Origin of the sequence: Streptomyces sp. ME02-8801-2C (genome assembly GCF_033793965.1) — a bacterium.
GTDB lineage: Bacteria > Actinomycetota > Actinomycetes > Streptomycetales > Streptomycetaceae > Streptomyces.
This window is the reverse complement of record NZ_JARAXP010000004.1, coordinates 783,942-800,313: the sequence shown is the minus strand read 5'-3', so window position 1 is coordinate 800,313 and position 16,372 is coordinate 783,942. Positions and strand designations below refer to the sequence as shown.

13 protein-coding genes are annotated in these 16,372 nt (G+C 67.0%); 6 read left to right on the top strand and 7 right to left on the bottom strand.

Annotated elements, in window-relative coordinates:
• Positions 1-2: 2 nt before the first annotated feature.
• Together pglZ and brxL are read left to right on the top strand one after the other, a co-directional pair.
• Complete coding sequence (pglZ, locus tag PV396_RS16790; RefSeq protein WP_319205332.1) at positions 3-2,513, top strand: BREX-1 system phosphatase PglZ type A; 2,511 nt, start codon at positions 3-5, stop codon at positions 2,511-2,513.
• A 120-nt stretch (positions 2,514-2,633) separates the two neighbouring features.
• A complete protein-coding gene (gene brxL / locus PV396_RS16785) occupies positions 2,634-4,682 on the top strand; it encodes a BREX system Lon protease-like protein BrxL (protein ID WP_416071410.1) in 2,049 nt (682 codons plus the stop codon).
• 234 nt (positions 4,683-4,916) lie between these two features.
• Here brxL and PV396_RS16780 read toward each other — a convergent pair whose 3' ends face one another.
• A complete protein-coding gene (locus PV396_RS16780; protein ID WP_319205328.1) occupies positions 4,917-5,105 on the bottom strand; it encodes a DUF397 domain-containing protein in 189 nt (62 codons plus the stop codon).
• Complete coding sequence (locus PV396_RS16775; RefSeq protein WP_319205326.1) at positions 5,102-5,974, bottom strand: helix-turn-helix transcriptional regulator; 873 nt, start codon at positions 5,972-5,974, stop codon at positions 5,102-5,104. Before PV396_RS16775 ends, PV396_RS16780 begins: the two co-directional genes overlap by 4 nt.
• A 168-nt stretch (positions 5,975-6,142) precedes the next feature.
• Here PV396_RS16775 and PV396_RS16770 point away from each other — a divergent pair, with 168 nt between their 5' ends.
• The 3 genes from PV396_RS16770 to PV396_RS16760 all read left to right on the top strand — a co-directional run bounded on the left by PV396_RS16770 (position 6,143) and on the right by PV396_RS16760 (position 7,642).
• Positions 6,143-6,649, top strand: coding sequence for an ATP-binding protein (locus PV396_RS16770; protein WP_319205324.1), 507 nt, complete (start codon positions 6,143-6,145; stop codon positions 6,647-6,649).
• A 176-nt stretch (positions 6,650-6,825) separates the two neighbouring features.
• Complete coding sequence (locus PV396_RS16765) at positions 6,826-7,515, top strand: hypothetical protein (protein WP_319205322.1); 690 nt, start codon at positions 6,826-6,828, stop codon at positions 7,513-7,515.
• Positions 7,508-7,642: a hypothetical protein gene (locus PV396_RS16760; RefSeq protein WP_319205320.1), complete on the top strand. Its 135-nt coding sequence runs from the start codon at positions 7,508-7,510 to the stop codon at positions 7,640-7,642. The genes PV396_RS16765 and PV396_RS16760 overlap by 8 nt, the downstream gene beginning before the upstream one ends.
• 829 nt (positions 7,643-8,471) lie before the next feature.
• On the opposite strand, the gene PV396_RS16755 is transcribed toward PV396_RS16760, so the two are convergent.
• From PV396_RS16755 to PV396_RS16735, 5 genes are all read right to left on the bottom strand, one after another.
• Positions 8,472-8,924, bottom strand: coding sequence for a hypothetical protein (locus PV396_RS16755; protein WP_319205318.1), 453 nt, complete (start codon positions 8,922-8,924; stop codon positions 8,472-8,474).
• A gap of 29 nt (positions 8,925-8,953) precedes the next feature.
• Entirely contained in the window at positions 8,954-9,283 is a 330-nt protein-coding gene (locus tag PV396_RS16750; RefSeq protein ID WP_319205316.1) for a plasmid mobilization protein, read from the bottom strand.
• A gap of 151 nt (positions 9,284-9,434) precedes the next feature.
• Positions 9,435-9,884, bottom strand: coding sequence for a hypothetical protein (locus tag PV396_RS16745; protein ID WP_319205314.1), 450 nt, complete (start codon positions 9,882-9,884; stop codon positions 9,435-9,437).
• Entirely contained in the window at positions 9,881-12,307 is a 2,427-nt protein-coding gene (locus PV396_RS16740; RefSeq protein ID WP_319205312.1) for an AAA family ATPase, read from the bottom strand. The genes PV396_RS16745 and PV396_RS16740 overlap by 4 nt, the downstream gene beginning before the upstream one ends.
• A gap of 214 nt (positions 12,308-12,521) precedes the next feature.
• Positions 12,522-14,171, bottom strand: coding sequence for a DUF262 domain-containing protein (locus PV396_RS16735; protein ID WP_319205310.1), 1,650 nt, complete (start codon positions 14,169-14,171; stop codon positions 12,522-12,524).
• Between the two features lie 337 nt (positions 14,172-14,508).
• Here PV396_RS16735 and PV396_RS16730 point away from each other — a divergent pair, with 337 nt between their 5' ends.
• Positions 14,509-16,359 (top strand): DUF262 domain-containing HNH endonuclease family protein, encoded by a 1,851-nt coding sequence (locus PV396_RS16730; protein WP_319205308.1) that lies wholly within the window; start codon positions 14,509-14,511, stop codon positions 16,357-16,359.
• The last annotated feature ends 13 nt before the right edge of the window (positions 16,360-16,372 follow it).

Sequence of the window (16,372 nt, the reverse complement as noted above, 5' to 3'; positions counted from 1 at the left end):
TTGTGCGCCTGGGGCGCCTGTTCGAGACCCAGCGGGTTGTGTTCTGGCACGACCCGGCCGGCGAACACACCGCCTCCTTTGAGGCGCTGGACCTACCCGGCGTCGAGGTCGTGCGAGTGCAGAACAACGAGTTTGCGCTCAAGCACCGCTTCCTGAGGGAAGAGCCCGAGACCAAGTTTCTTGTCTATAGGTCTGGTCAGATCCCCGAGAAGACCGGGAACTGGCTGCTGGACCAGGAGCTGGCCTGGGGCGTGTTCTCCGCAGACAAGGCAACCCTCCTGCGCCAGGACCTCGGTCTTGACGGCGAGGACGTCGACGAGGCCCTGGCCGCACACGAGGCCTTCTTCGCCGATGAGACCCTCGTGGCCGCGCTCAAGCCGCGCCTGGCGAAGGGCGACGGGCCCCTGCAGGTGCGGGCCAAGATGAGTGCGGTCCTGCTGGAGGAGAAGGACCACAGCTTGCAGGAGATAACCCGCAGGCTGCTGGTCGAGCATGCTTCGGGTAAGGGCAAGGGCAAGGGCAAGCACACCGCGTTCTTCGACCGCCTGGCCGAGCATGACTTGGATGCCTACTTCTGGCAGGGCGCCGCCAGCATCTACGGGTACCAGTCGGCGCAACCGAGCATGGACGACTTCGTGCTGTGGCTCTTCACCCAGGCCTCCCGGCGCTTTCCCGGGCAGGACACAGCGGCCAGGAATATCCGCCTGGACTTCGAATCTTGGCGCAACGACCGGCGCAGCCAAGAGGCCATGCAGAAACTCGCCGAGAAGGTTGCCCAGGACATCTCGTACGCCGACCAGATCGAGAACCGCGACTTCCACGACCTGCTGGAGGACGACGTCTTCCCCCAGACCGAGCAGAAGATCATCTCAGCCCTAGCCGGAAAGGTTGCCGACCGCACTATCCCGGCTGGCGAGGTTGCCGAGATCGTGCGCAAGCGCAAGCTCAACAGCCTCTGGTACGACCGGTACGAGGCCGCCTACCAAGGTCTGGAGACCGCGGCGGACCTGATCACCCGGTTGTGGACGATCGACCTGAGCATCGCGTCCTTCGATGATGGGCTGACGAAGTACTGCACTGGCTGGTACGTCATCGACCAGCGCTACCGACAGTTCCTACACCAGGCCCGAACTCTGGCCGACCGCTCCGACGTCCTGGAGCACCTGCGAGAACAGATCAACCGGCAGTACCTGAACCGCTTCCTGCAGCCGCTGGGCGAGGCTTGGTCGCAGCAGCTGCATTCCCTGGCGACCTGGAAGTCGGACGTGCTGCGCCCGCAGACGAAGTTCTTCCATGACCACGTGGTCCCGTTGCATCGCAAGGACCGCCGCGTCGTCGTGATCATCTCCGACGCCCTGCGCTACGAGGTTGCCGATGACCTCAAGAGCGAGATCAACGGCCTGGACAAGTACTCCGCGGTCCTGGATGCCGAGAGCACGATGCTCGGTGTGCTGCCCAGTTACACCCAGATGGGCATGGCGGCCCTGCTGCCGCACATCACGATCGGCCTCACCGGCAAGGACGACCAGGTCCAGGTCGACGGACAGTCGGCCGGGGGAGCGGCCAACCGGTCCAAGATCCTCGCGGAGGTCGGTGGGAGCGCGGTCAAGGCCGATGACGTGCTGAGCATGAAGCGTGATGGCCTGCGCGCGCTGCTGCAGGAGCACAAAGTCGTGTACGTCTACCACAACCGCATAGATGCAGTCGGCGACAAGATGGAGACCGAGCGCAACACCCCCGAGGCCGTGGCCGCCACCCTCGAGGACCTCAAGAAGCTCGTGCGGCTACTGATGAACGCCTACGCCGGCACCGTGATAATCACCGCCGACCACGGGTTCCTGTACCAGGAGATCAAGCCCATCGACCCCGACTTCGTCTCTGAGGAACTGCCGCAGGGCGACGAGATCTTCAAGCAGGCCCGCCGGTACGTCTTGGGCAAGGGGCTCAAGGCCGCTCCCGCGCTGCACACCTTCACCGCCGCACAGATCGGCCTGGAAGGCGAGGGCATGCAGGTGCAGGTTCCCCGGGCCAACCTGCGGCTGCGCCGCTCGGGCTCGGGCACCCGGTTTGTGCACGGCGGCGCCTCCCTGCAGGAGGTCGTGGTGCCAGTGGTCAAGGTGACCAAGAAGCGCACCAGCGACCTCTCACAGGTCGGGGTCCGCATCATGGCCGGAGGAGACAAGATCACCACAGGGCAAGTCGTGGTGCGCTTCTACCAGGAAGACGCTGTCACCGAGAAGGTCCAGGCCCGCACCGTGCGGGTTGGCCTGTACGTCGACGACATGTTGATCTCTAACCAGCCTGAACTGCACTTCGATCGCACAAGCGAGGACAAGCGCGACCGCTTCCAGGATGTGCGCCTGTTGCTGTCGCGGGAGGCCGACGAGTTCAACGGCCGCACCGTGGAGTTGCGTCTTGAAGAGCCCATAGCCGGCACCACCGGGTGGAAGGCGATGCCGCAGAAGGCGACCTACACCCTCAAGCGCTCCTTCACCTCCGATTTCGACTTCTAGGGGAAGCCAGTGGTCTACGACGACACCACCCCTACGCCCACTACATCTGCTGGCGGGTTTGGGGTGCCGGTCAAGACGCCTCTGGATGAGAAGATCACCAGTCGCTTCCCAGGCGTGGTCGTGCGCAAGGACTTGGTCAAGGCCGTCAAGGGCAACGCGATCGTGCCCTCCTACGTTCTGGAGTACCTGCTGGGCCAGTACGCGGCCTCCGACGACGAGGCCACCATCCAGGCTGGCATCCAGGCTGTTCGCAAGATTCTCGCGGACCACTACGTGCACCGCAACGAGGCCGAGCTGGTCAAGTCGACCATCCGTGAGCGCGGCCGTCACAAGGTCATCGACCGGGTCACCGTCACCCTCAACGAGAAGGATGACGTCTACCAGGCCGAGTTCGCGAACCTCGGCATCAAGGGCGTCGTCGTCAGCCCCGATATCGTCAAGAAGCACCCCAAGCTCCTGGTCGGGGGTGTGTGGTGCATCTGCGACATCGAGTACTTCCACTTCGACGACTCCCGTGTAGTTCCGTGGATTCTGGGCTCGATCAAGCCCATCCAGCTGTCCCACTTCGACTTTGCCGGATACGTGCAGGCTCGCAGCGGGTTCACCACCGAGGAGTGGATGGACCTGCTGGTGCAGTCCATCGGGTTCAACCCCGCGATGTTCTCCCGTAGGGCCAAACTCATCCAGCTGGTGCGGTTGGTGCCGTTCGTTGAACGCAACTACAACCTCGTTGAGCTCGGCCCCAAGGGCACGGGCAAGTCCCACATTTACTCGGAGTTCTCCCCGCACGGCATGCTGATCTCCGGCGGCGAGGTCACCGTGCCCAAGCTTTTCGTGAACAACTCCAACGGGCGCATTGGCCTGGTCGGGTACTGGGACGTGGTCGCATTTGACGAGTTCGCCGGCCGTAAGAAGCGCACCGACAAGGCGCTGGTCGACATCATGAAGAACTACATGGCGAACAGGTCGTTCTCCCGTGGTGTCGAGACCCTCGGTGCGGAGGCCTCCATGGTCTTTGTCGGCAACACCTCCCACACCGTGCCGTTCATGCTCAAGCACTCCGACCTTTTCGACGAGCTGCCTGAGGCCTACCATGACTCCGCCTACCTCGACCGCCTGCACCACTACATTCCCGGGTGGGAGGCCGACACCATCCGCGGGGAGATGTTCTCCGAGGGGTACGGGTTCGTTGTGGACTACATCGCCGAAGTCCTCAAATCCATGCGCTCCCTGGACGCGTCCGATCGGTACCAGAAGTACTTCACGCTCTCGAGTGACATCTCCACCCGTGACCGCGACGGCATCCACAAGACCTTCTCCGGCCTGATGAAGCTGCTCTACCCCCAGGAGCAGGCCCAGCCCGAGGAGATCGAGGAGGTCCTGCGGTTCGCCATCGAAGGCCGCAAGCGTGTCAAGGACCAGATCCTGCGCATCGACACCACGATGGCCGAGGTCCGCTTCGGCTACACAGACGCCCAGGGCACCTGGCACTCGGTGGCCACTGGAGAGGAGAAGGACTACCCGGAGTACTACAACAGCCGCCGCCGCCGCAGCTCGGACGGCCAGAACCAGATCGAGGAACCTGCGGCCGGTCCTGCTCTGTCAGACCAACCTGCCGTCCCCGCGACACAGGAGAAGTCAGTCGTCGAGGAGGTCCTCAAGACCGGTCTGGTGGAGTGGGAGGAAGGTCAGCGCGGGTTCACCTTCTCCCGGCAGATTGTCCCGTACCTGCGTGGCGCCTCCCAGATCACGCTGATCGACCCGTACATCCGCTCCTACCACCAGGCCCGCAACCTGATGGAACTCATCGAAGGCATCGCCCGCGTCAAGGAGTCCGCTGACGAGGTCACCTTCAAGCTGGCCACCGTGGAGGTCCCTGACGATGCCGAACGTGCCCAGAGGCAGCTGAAGTATCTGCTGCAGATCAAGAAGAACGCGGCCATCCTCGGCGTGCTCGTGGACGTCGAGCTCGTCGACGAGGGCTCTATCCACGACCGGTCTATCACCACCGACACAGGTTGGAAGATCCTCCTGGGCCGCGGCCTGGATATCTTCCAGAGGCCTGCCGAGTCCAACGCGTTCGACCTGTCGATCAAGTACCAGCAGTACCGCGAGGTACGTGGCTTCGGCATAACCTACCTGCGGCAGAATAAGCACATCGACCACTGACTAAGGGCTGTCCCGTCGGGGCGTAACCGTAGGACTGGAGCTGGTGCATCCACTCATTCGCGGCCTGGGACTGGCCCTGCCAGCCGTAGCCTACGGTGGTCACTGATGCGAGCCGCAGCCGGGGCCTGTGAAACCTTCGGTGAAAGCCATGAGGCCATGGCGCAGACGTGCCGACGGTGTGGTCCGGATTCAGGCAGCACCACTCCGGTACCGCTACGGCGGCTCATACACCGCTCAGCCCTCTGTCACGAACCCGACGAACCGCGACCACTCCTCAGGACCGACGGCGAAGTGAGGGCGCCTCACGTCCTTGGAGTCCCGTACGCACACGGCCTGTTCAGTGACGGCGACCTCCACGCAGCTGTCACCCTGGCTGCCGCTGTAGCTGGACTTGAACCACGCCAGTTCCGGCCTCGTGCTCATAGCTCTCCTCGGAGTCGCTCCAGCAGACCCCGCGAGTCCTTCACGTTCAGGGCCTGCGAGCGCAGTGTGTCATAGCGCTGACAGAGGAGGCTCACCTCTTTCGCATCGGAGATCAGACGGCCGTTCTGCTGCCCCTCCGAGTACGCGAGCCGTTGTCCCTTCGGAGTCTCCAACAACTGCACTGGCCCATCCAGACAGGCATGCAACCCAGCCTCCAACGGCACGACTTGTAGCGTCACGTTCCGCGGTGCGCTCAGCTCCAGCACGTGGTCGAACATCTCCCGCATCTGGTCCGGATCCCCGAACCGGCGGCGGAAGACGTGCTCTTCGACGATGAAGCTGAACGGTGTCGTCGGCCGCTCGAACAGCATCCGCTGCCGCTCCATCCGCCGGGCCATGAAGTCCTCCAGCAGGCTGTCCGGAGCCACCGGAACGGTCCCCTCGAACACCGCCCGCGCATACCCCTCCGACTGCAACAACCCCGGCACCAACCGGCACTCGTACGTACACAGGTTCACCGCCACCCGCTCCAGCCGAGCCCACTGCCGGAACCACGCCGCGAGCCCCACATCCCCGCGCCCTCGTGTCACGTGCTTCGACGCCTTCCGCAGCGCCCCCGTGTTGCCCGTCGCCTCCTCGGAGCGCTCCACCAACGCCACGTCGGGCATCCGGCGCCCCAACTCCACTGACTCCACCGTGTGCTTGGAGAAGCGCACGAGGTCTGCGAACTCGGTTCTGCTGTACCCCGCGTGCTCGCGCAGCGCCTGCATGACCGCCCCGAACGTCCGCAGGCTGTCCGAGGGATCGGGCTCCCGATCCGCCTCGCCGCCCGGCACGTCTTCGTCGTCCACCACACAGCCGTCGGTCATCCGCGGCCACCTCCGGTTCCGTACCCGCGCTGTTCGCCGTCCCACAGCCGACGACACCCAGCGTGACGCAAGAACCGTCGTACCGTCCACGGAATGTGCTCGTACGCTGACACAGCGTACGGGCCGTACCTCTGGAACGCGCCCACGCGTACCCGTCACCGTGGCCCCATGAGCGCAACTACACCCCAACTCGCCGCCGCCGTACACACGTTCGCCCAGCTCCTGTCATCCACCCGCCGCGGAGCCCGGCTCGCTCGTCTCCTCGCCGCCGAGCAGCTCCGCGCGTGGCCGGTGTCACCCGGGGTCACCGAGCGTGCCGAGCAGATCGTGGCCGAACTCGCCGCAAACGCCGCCCTGCACGGTCGTGTCAGCAGCCGCGACTTCCGGCTCACCCTCACCCTCGACACCACGGCCGGCCTACTCCGCATCGCCGTCACCGACGCCCGAGGCGAGCACCTCCCGTCGCCGCCTGCGGAATGCGGAACGCCCCTGAACGCCGAGTCCGGCCGCGGCCTCCTCCTGGTCACCGCCCTCGCCGACCGCTGGGGCGTCGACCCCTACCCGCCCAGCGGCAAGACGGTCTGGGCCGAATGCGCCTGCGAGACCCCCGGCCCGGACACACAGCGGGCGGCGCTAACCGCGACAGCTGGGCGTGGGGGTCGGTCAGGGGCGTGACGAGACGGTATGCGCCGATACGGCACCCCTGGGAGGTGCTGACAGTGATCTCACAGTCAATGGGGCGGACCACAGCGGCTCCGAGCCTCGACAGGTAGGAGCTGTTGGGGGAAACGCTCCAGAACTGGCGGCCTGAGTGGGAGACTTGGGACCTAACGACCCAAGGAGTTCAAGGCATGACAACAGCCGCCCCCGACGGACTGGATCCGGCAGCAGCCGTACGTGGGCAGCGAGTCCTCGCCCTCCTGGACAAGGCAATCGACAGCCAGAGTCTGCTGGTGCGCAAGAACATAGCCCGGGCCCGTCAGCGGAACCCAGAGGCGACACCAGCACAGGTGATCCGCAATCTGGAGCGGATGTACGTCAGCGCCTTGACCGGGACTGGTGCCGCAGTCGGAGGAACCGCGGCCGCGCCCGGCGTCGGTACGGGAGTCGCACTGGCGCTGTCGGCAGGCGAGACTCTCTCATCTCTTGAGCTGAGCGCCCTCTTCGCACTTTCACTCGCCGAAGTCCACGGGGTTCCCATCGACGAGGTCGAGCGCCGCCGAACGATCGTAATGGGGATCATGCTCGGCGGGAGCGGCTCCACCACCATCACCAAGGTCGCCGAGCGTACGGGGCAACACTGGGGACGTCAGGTTGTCGCCAAGGTGCCAGTCGAGACGTTGCGTCAGATCAACAAGATCTTGGGGAGGAACTTCGTCACGAAGTACGGGACCAAGCAGGGAATCATCGTTCTCGGTCGCGTGGCACCGTTCGGTATCGGCGCTGTGATCGGTGGTGGCGCCAACGCTGCCATGGCCACTCTGGCTGTGAGGGCCGGTCGTCGCGCATTCGGCCCACCTCCGACGTCGTGGCATGACTGACGCACAGCACACCGCCGACGTCCGAGAACTCGCCTGGCTGACCCTCGGTGCACTGAAGGGCGTCCTGCACCCTGCCTCCGCCACCGGAGTCGACCACGGCACTTACACCCCGCCGCGCGACACCTGATGGAGCTCCAACCGAGGGGGTGCTTGTGGGCGGCGGAAGGTTCAACCGCACGTGTTTGAAGTGCCGCAACTCCATCAGGGTCGACCAGGACGGCCGCGTGGTCGCCCATGACAGGCCGCTGAGTCGTCTCCCCTGCCGTGCCTCCGGTCAGCTCGCCACGCTCGTGTCGGTCGAGTGGGGGCCCGGGCCACGACGCAGCCGACAGATTTCGGGTGGGAGCAAAGGACGCAGACGTGACCGCCGGGAAAAGACCGAGTACATCAAGCCCCCTGAGTGGATACCGAACTATCGGGGTGAGCATCTACCGACAATCGGCTTGCCCGCCAAGGGGTGGTTCGGTGTCTGGTTCCCGGCTCACACGATGTGGGAGCACGAGCGGAAGCTCTCCAGCTGGGTCGGAAACGATCGATCGTTCCGGTGGGACGGCCGCGAGGGGTGTTGGACGGTCGCCAGCGCTCACTTCCCCAGCGTGAGCCGGGAGCTGCTCCGCAGGCACCCGAGCGTCCTCATCGGCCGTGAGTACAACCCGCGTGAAAGCTGCAACTCGTCCTGCCAGAACGCCCAAGGCTTTCTGTGCACCTGCTCCTGCCGTGCCAAGTACCACGGCCGTGGCAAATGGCGAAGCGGGTGGAGGACGCTCGGCGAGTTCAACGGTCGGCGCGCGGGGAAGCCGTGGCACTGGATGGCCGTTAGCGTTTCCGGCTGATCGTTTTGGCACCGGCTCGCGGAGCAAGCCTGCGAAGTACCAAGCCCCGAGCCCCGCTCCTACCGACGACTCGTTCACCGCCTGCGCGACCACCTGGGCGGGGCGGAGCGTGACTCCAGAGCGTCAGACGGCAACCACGTGCACGTCCGTCGGCGCGAGGACCGTCAGGTAGGCGTGGATGTCCCCCGGGTCGGTGGTGAAGATCACCGCGCTGCCGTGTCGGGCCGCTGCCAGGGCTACCCATGCGTCCACCGCGTCCGGCCGCTTCTTCGCCGGCAGGGCCGCCCGCCCCAGAGCCGTGCCGATGCGCCGCCAGTCCGCGAGGTCCGGGCCCGTCGCGCAGGCCAGACACTCCGGACGGCCCGCCTTCGTCTCCCGCATGGGCGGCTCGGACGTACGGGCCTGAGGGACCGTGCAGTCCTTCAGGACGCCGGACAGAGCGTGCACCAGCGCCGGTTGGGGGCGCCACACCTGGGCGAGGACCGGTCCGAGCACCAGCGCCCGGTGCGGGGCCGTGCGCAGTCCCTCGTGGAGAGCCACCGCCTTCGCCTTACGGTCTGCGAGTGCAATGAGCATGCCGGTGTCGTAGACCGGCACCCGTGCGCTCACGCGGCGTGTCCCGGACGGCGGCCCTGCCGGTCCCAGCCCTGGACGAGACCCAGGGCCTCCTCCACCTCGCGGCGTTCCTGCTCCGTCAGTTCCGCGTGCGGTTCCGGGGCGGGATCGGCGGGCAGCACACCCGCTGCCTGCTCCGCCCGGGCGATGAGCGCGTCCACCTCGGCGAACTGTTCCTCTATAGCATCGCTCTCGGCCATCTGGCGCGTGGCGGCGTGCACCAGGTAGGCCGACACGTCCATGCCCGCCTGCTCCGCGTGCTGCCTGATGCGTTCGGCCTGGTCCTGCTCCAAGCTGATGGTGATGCGCGCCTTCGCCATGAAGGCATCGTAATACGCGTATGAAGGCAGTGCGAGTGCGGTCGAGGTGAGGAACCGCGCACGCCTCCTCTCCCCGGCGCCCCGTTCCGTACCGTCCCCCGTCCACCGGCGTCCGCCCCGCGCGGCGGACCTGCGGCCCGACCGGGATCCGTCACCGCGTCCGGGGCGCCAAGGCTTCGATCACCCGCTCGACGTCGTCCCGCCACGCACACAACTCCACCTGCGTGGGAGCCAATTCGTACCCGTGGTAGTGGCAGGCCCGGCTCAGGCCGGCCCAGGTCACCGACCAGCGGCGGGCCGTGTCGGGGTCGGCGTAGGACTCCAGGCACAGGGCCTGGGCGTGCGGCGCGCAGCGGGCCAGCTGCGGTTTGCGGGCCTGCCAGTAGCAGCGCAGGGCCTCTTCGAGGGCATGGCGCAGCAGGAGTGCCACGGCGCGCGGCCAGACGCCGGTGGTGGAGGCGGTGGCCGTGCCGAGCAACCGGTCCGCGCCCGCGAGCAGTTCCTCGGGGGTCGAGGTGGACGGCGGCGGAGGCGGGAGGGCCGCGGGGAGCCGGGGCGGGCGCGCGGACGGGACGGGTGTGGCCGGGCGGATCGTGGTCACAGGGATCGCACCGCCTTCGCGAGGTCCGCGGTGCGGCGGATGATCTCCTCCACGTCGTCCACGGGCACGGCTTCGTGGGAGCCCCTGTTGCACCACCGGATGTGGTCGGTGGCCTGCTGGCCGTAGGCCCGCGTGAGGTCGGTCATGGCCTCGCCCACCCGGTCGGTCTCCCCGTAGAGGGCGAGGGAGGCCAGCTCGGTGAGCTTGTGCGCCTTGGCGATGCGTCGCTCGATCTCGTCGTGGGGCAGGCCCGTGCCGAGGAGCCGGCGTCGGGCCGGTTCGAGGAAGGCGGCCTCCAGTGCGGTGCGGCACAGGCCGGGCAGGACCCGCGCTACGACGTCGCCGGGCAGGTCGCGGGTCTTGGCGAGCGCCTTCGCGTCGTACAGGGCCTGCTTGACGGGGTCGTCGCCGGAGCGGACGCGTACGGCGGAGTGCTCACGGCGGTCGACGGTGAGGACGGTGGCAGGCAGCCGCAGGTATTTCAGGGCCTGTGGCAGGCGGGTGTCGTGCGTGAACACGACGACCTGGCGGTGCTCGGCGAGGAGTGCGAGGACGCGGGCGAGGCCGTCCACCTTGGCGGGGTCCATGGACTGCACCGGGTCGTCGATGACCAGGAACCGGAAAGGATTCTCCGGCAGGAAGGTGCGCGGAAGGAAGAGAGAGAGGGCGAGGGCGTGCAGTTCGCCCTGGCTCATCACACCGAGTGCGGGGGCGTCGATGTCGTCGACGGTCACGTCGAGGGCGACCTTGCGCTGGGTCGCGGAGCCGCTCAGGCGGACCGGGCCGAGGGCGACGTTGCTCTGCTGGCGCAGGTTGGACCAGATGCGCTGGGCGTCCTCGGCGATGGGCCGCATCCGCTCGGCGCGGATCTCGTCGTGGGCGCCCTTGAGCCACTTCTGGGCGGCCTTGACGCGGGCCAGGCTCGGGATCGCCCGCTCGGCGGCGTGGGCCTTGCCCAGCCAGGCCGCGAGCGCCCGTGCGGCGTCACGCCAGGCGTCGTCCTGGTCGGCGAGGCGCACTGCGGCCTCCTGGCGGGTGACCCGCGCGGCGTCGGCCGCGGTCCGTGCGGCGTTCTCCGCGACGGACGCCAGTGCGGCCGGCTCGGAGACGGTACGGCACCGTAGCCAGTCGTCCCAGGCGGCGGCGATCTCGGGCGGCAGCCAGCCCGGAGGCGGCACGGCGAGATCACGGACGGCCTGGCCGGCCGCGTGCAGTTCCCGGCGTGCGGTGAGGGCCTGTTCGGCCTCGGCACGCAGGAGGCGTTCCTGCTCGGCCGCGTCCAGCGCCCAGTCCTCGTCCAGCCGTGCCGCGCCACCGCACACGGGACAGGTACCGAGGTCCGGGTGGGCGCGGTGGTGGGCGAGAGCCCGGGCGAGGAGTTCGGCGCGCTGTAGCGCGTCCTGTGCGGAGGTGCCCCGCAGGTCCTCGGCGGCGGCGATCGATTCGCGCAGCCGGGCCACAGCCGTGGCCACCGCCTCGGTGTCGGGTCCGGCCAGGGTGGAGCGGCGGCGCAGGTCGAACAGGAGTGACTCGCCCGCCGCACCGGTCCCGGCGGCCAGTTCGGCGGCCCGCGCGAGGTCCGGGCGCCGCCCGTCGAGTGCGGATCGGGCGGCCTGGGCGCGGGGGTCGTCGGTGTTCTCCAGCAGGGCGAGCAGGGCGGGGAGTTCGGCCTTGGCCTCCTTCGCGGGCGCGTCGTACTCGCGGGCCAGGTCGCGCAGCCGCTTGTCTGCGGCGGCGAGCTGTTCCAGGCCGAGGATGGAGGCGACGGCGTCGTACATCTCGCTGGGCTTGCCGCCGATGACCTGGCCGAGTTCGGAGTACGACAGAAAGGGACGGTAGGTCGCCAGATCCTCCTGCCAGCCGAGGTCCGGGAGGGGGACGAGATCGTGGCCGGGCCGGTCGAGTTCGGCGGCGGAGTCGGCGACGTCGCCTCCGTGCCACGTGCGCAGCACAGTGGCGGACTCCTGGTCGCCGTCGATGCGCAACTCCAGGGCGATCTGCGGCTCCTGTCCGTGGTGAAGGTTGCGCCAGCTGCGGCGCCAGATGTCACTGCGGCCGCGCCAGCGGGCGTTGTCGCCGGTCAGCGCGATCTCGGTGGCTTCCGCGAAGCTCGACTTGCCGGAGCCGTTGCGGCCTGTAACCAGCGTGAGCCCCGGGCCGGGGGTGAGCGGGAGGCGTGCGGTCCGGCCGATGCCGCGGAATCCGCTGACGGTGACGGACTGCAGATAAGCGCCCGGCATCCGTCCGCGAACCGGGCCGTCGTCCTGGAAAGCGGTTAGCAGGACGGCCTTGGAGTCCTCGTCGAGACCCGAGGTGGCGAGCCGTTCGGCGATGAGGAGAGCGAGGGTGCCGGGGGCCGCCGGCTGCCTGGCGGGCTGCTGTGCTGAGGACGGGTCCGGAGCGGAACCGACGGATTCGGGCATGACGTGAACTCCCGTAGAGGCGACGGCTGCGGAGCGAGCAGGCAGACAGACGTCCGGAGGCTCCGCAGCGTGAGGATCACGGGCCGCACGGTGCTGTCGGCATTGACGTGTGGGCCGTAAGCTGTGGACGACCATAGTCTACATTGGAAGTCATTGGAAAGCTTTGGAATTTATTGGAATATCGAGTGGCGGCTCGACGCCCCCGGCCCCGTACCTACAGACGCCACTCCTCGGCGAGCATGCCGACCAGCTCGTTCTGCCTCCCCTCCAGCAGCCCGGGGGTCCAGTCGGCATGCTGGAGCACCTGGCTCGTCAACGCGAAGGGGACCACTCCCCCGCGGCCAGTGAAGTACTTGGCCTTCTTCTCGGCGAAGTCGTAGTTCTGGGCCGCCGAGTTCTTCGCACGGTTCAGCAGAACCAGGTTGCCCAGGCGATGGGTCCACCGGGGGCGCTGCTCCTCGTCGAACAACGCGGTCCACCGAGATCCGGACCTCGGATTCTGTGGCAGAACATGCTCGACGGTGATGAGTCCATGGTGGTAGGTCACCCCCTGCCCACGCGCCAGCAACTCGTCGAGGCGGAGTAGCACGTACTTGCGAATCTTGCCGACGAGATAGAGATCGCCATCGAGCCTGGCGCGGGTGTCCGCCTTCTCGTCGTCCGTCAGCTCAAGGGCGGGGGAATCGAGACCCTGTCCTTCATCGAGTTGCCGGAGCAGTTCGGCATAGCGTCCGACCCGAGGTGTGGTGTACTCGCGGCGGATGAACAGGCTTGCCGACAGCCGCTCCAGTGCTCGCATGAACGCGTCGAGCCAGACCGGGTCGTGCTCATGATGGCGCAGGGCCCAGAGAGCCGCGGGCCGCCAATCGTAGTTGTCGACCTGCTGGAGTCGCCGGAACCAGGCGTTGACCGCGTCCGCGCCCGATGCGGACTCGTAACGCGCATCCCGAATCCTGGCGTAAGCGTCGGCGTACGGCCGGACGACATCGTGGACGAAGAGCTCGGCCTTGCCGGGAAGGTAGTGGCTGAGCACCTGCTCCGGGAATTCTTTGAGCAACTCCCGTTCGGCGCGCTTCTTTGCGAAGATCATCCGCAGATGAAGGAAGAGCTCGGCGAAGTCGTCGCGCCCGAGCATCTCCTCGGCGTCCTCCCAGACTGTGGCGCACTCGTCGGACGCCTCCGGGCCGAGATCACCGATTATGCGCGACTTGAAGATGTCGGTCGGGGACAGGTCCAGCCCCCGGGAGTTCATGACACTGAAGATCCGGTGCGCACTGTCGAGGTCGGGGGTACTGACGACGACCAGAAACGTCCGCTCGGCGAGCATCTGAGCCAGCTTCAGCCGGTCCTCCTCGGACGCATCCGAGAGTCTGCGGTGCAGCACCGTAGCGTTGCGCAGGATGGCCTTCTGTGCGTCGGTGCGCAAGACGTCCTCCTTGACCGTCAGCAGCGCGCCCACCGCGTCTTTCGTCTGCACATACTTCCCAAAGAAGTCCGCGTCGCGACTGCGCAGGGTGAGCCGCGGTCTCGGCGCGAGCCCACGGATCTTGGCGCCCGGCTCCATCACCAGCCGGTCGAGGTCGCTGCGCAGTTCCGGATCCTCAGTGAGATCACGCAGGACCGACAAGAGGATGGTCAAAGTGGTGAGGCGCTGCTGGCCGTCGATGACGTGCGCAGTCGGAGTCCCTCCATTCTTGACGAGAACAACCGATCCGAGGAAGTACGGTTCGTCTGTCCCTCGGTCCAGGGCTTCCTGCAGATCTGTCAGCAGTTGAACCGCCTGCTCCTCCTGCCAGGCGTAAGGGCGCTGGTAGTCGGGGATCTGAAAGTCGTAGTCACTGCTGAACACCTTGTGCAGGGGCATCTCATGCGCCTCAAGCTTTTGCATGCCCCGATGATGGCGGAAAGGCCGGGCTTCCCGGCAACCGATCGGCTCAGCTCCCTTCGATCCGGCAGCGGCCTCGTCGGAGCGGCGACCGCCCGACGCCCGAGCGAGGTGTCTGCCGCACAGTCACGCCGGGAAAAGCAAAACCAGTCGGGCTGCCCCCAGGTGAAATGACGGCGTCACCGCGGCCGATCCCAACGCACTCGATGCAGCTCAGCCACACTCCGCCCACCCAGGTGGCCGGTTCACCGATCACCCTGTGACAGCCCCCCAAAGATCGATACCGTGGCGCGAAACGCGACTGATATGGGGAGCCATGAGAGCCGACACCGTTGATCTGCGGCGCATCTTCGGCAGGGACATCCGGTACACGGTGCCCCTGTTCCAGCGGCCGTACGTGTGGGACAGGGACAACAACTGGGCAGCCCTGTGGGAGGACATCCGCCGTACCGTCGAGCGGGCCGAACAGGTCGCGGAGGACGGGGGCACGGTGGCCCCGCATTTTCTTGGCGCGGTGGTCTTCGACGAGACTCCCTATCCTTCGTCGAGCCTCGAGACCCGGCAGGTCATCGACGGTCAGCAGCGGCTGACGACACTTCAGTTATTTCTTTTCGCGGCCCGGCTGTCGGCGACAGCCCTCGACCACGAGAGGTCGGTGCGGCTGCTGACCAAGTTCCTGGAGAACGACAAGGACCTGTTCGACAGCGGCCAGCATCCTGACCACCTCTACAAGGTCTGGCCCACCAACGCCGATCGGGACGAGTTCCGCTCCGTGATGGTCGGCGAAGGGGGCAACGGCCGTCTCGCCGGGGCTGTCGCCTACTTCCAGCAGGAGATCGACGCGTGGCTTGCGGAGTCCTCCGAGCCGCGCGAACGGCTCGGAACGCTCGTACAGACGATGCGGGAGCAGTTGCGGCTGGTCATCATCGACCTGGAGGAGCACGATGACGCGCAGGTCGTCTTCGAGACCCTCAACAGCCGCGGTACACCACTCGAACACGCGGATCTGATCAAGAACCTGCTCTTCCGCAACGCCGAGCACTCCGGGGCGGACGTCGACCGGCTCTACAAGGCGTACTGGTCCCCGTTCGACCAGGACGAGTGGCGCACCGTGCAGACGACCGGCCGCATCACCCGCAGCCGTCTCGACGTCTTCCTGACTTTCTGGCTCACGATGCGTACGCGACGCGAGTTCACCGCTTCCTCCCTGTTCAAGGAATTCGAGCACTGGGTGAACTCGGCCAACACGCCCAGCGAGGACGTTTTCGCCGAACTCGCGCGTTATGCCGAGATCTACGACCGGATCGACCAGCACCCTCTGCATGGCGTCGAAGGCCGTTTCCTGTACCGGATGAAGGTCATGCAGACCTCCACCCCGATGCCCCTGCTCCTCTTCCTCTACGGCCTCGACGACGCCGTACTGCCGGTGGAGCGGCGACACCGGGCCATCCGGGCGATCGACAGCTACCTTCTCCGCCGGGCCATCCTCAACCTGAGCACCCGCGACTACAACAACGTCTTCCGCGACCTCGTCACCGCCGCGTCCCGGCAGCCCGAGCGCGCGGACGAAGCGATCATCAAAGCGCTCTCGGCCATGCAGGGCCATCACCGCCACTGGCCCACCGACGCGGAGTTCCGTACGGCACTGGAACAGGACCCCCTCTACACCCGCCTCTTCCGTCACCGCGTCCGCATCCTCCTCGAAGCGCTGGAGGACGAACTGCGCACGGACCACACCGAGCAGCTCACCGTCCCTGTCGGAGAGCACCTCGGGGCGAAGCTGACCATCGAGCACGTCATGCCGCAGAGCTGGCGCGACAACTGGCCGCCCCTCGACGACGACCCGTCCGAAGGCGCCGACCGAGACGAACTGGTGCACTCCCTCGGCAATTTGACCCTCGTCACCGCCCGCCTGAATCCCGCGCTGGGCAACATGGCGTGGGACGACAAACGGAAGTGGCTCAGCGAGCACAGCCTTCTTCGGCTCACCCACGGCACGCTGCTCAATCCGCCGCCGACCGCCGAGGCCAACGGCTGGATTTCCGCGTGGAACGAGCACCGCATACACGCGCGAGGCGCCCATCTCGCGTCGCTGGCTCTGAATATCTGGCCGTCGGCGGACCAACTGCTCGCCGCTCCCGTGCTGTCAGAGGTCGACAGCAAGTGACGTCAGGTATCTG

Bases quoted from the DNA above. Each gene is read 5' to 3' on its own strand.
- PV396_RS16755 (WP_319205318.1), bottom strand. From the start codon at position 8,924: ATGCTCATTGCACTCGCAGACCGTAAGGCGAAGGCGGTGGCTCTCCAC.
- PV396_RS16735 (WP_319205310.1), bottom strand. From the start codon at position 14,171: ATGCCCCTGCACAAGGTGTTCAGCAGTGACTACGACTTTCAGATCCCC.
- PV396_RS16730 (WP_319205308.1), top strand. From the start codon at position 14,509: ATGAGAGCCGACACCGTTGATCTGCGGCGCATCTTCGGCAGGGACATC.
- PV396_RS16750 (WP_319205316.1), bottom strand. From the start codon at position 9,283: ATGGCGAAGGCGCGCATCACCATCAGCTTGGAGCAGGACCAGGCCGAA.
- PV396_RS16760 (WP_319205320.1), top strand. From the start codon at position 7,508: ATGACTGACGCACAGCACACCGCCGACGTCCGAGAACTCGCCTGGCTG.
- PV396_RS16780 (WP_319205328.1), bottom strand. From the start codon at position 5,105: ATGAGCACGAGGCCGGAACTGGCGTGGTTCAAGTCCAGCTACAGCGGC.
- PV396_RS16765 (WP_319205322.1), top strand. From the start codon at position 6,826: ATGACAACAGCCGCCCCCGACGGACTGGATCCGGCAGCAGCCGTACGT.
- PV396_RS16775 (WP_319205326.1), bottom strand. From the start codon at position 5,974: ATGACCGACGGCTGTGTGGTGGACGACGAAGACGTGCCGGGCGGCGAG.
- PV396_RS16740 (WP_319205312.1), bottom strand. From the start codon at position 12,307: ATGCCCGAATCCGTCGGTTCCGCTCCGGACCCGTCCTCAGCACAGCAG.
- PV396_RS16770 (WP_319205324.1), top strand. From the start codon at position 6,143: ATGAGCGCAACTACACCCCAACTCGCCGCCGCCGTACACACGTTCGCC.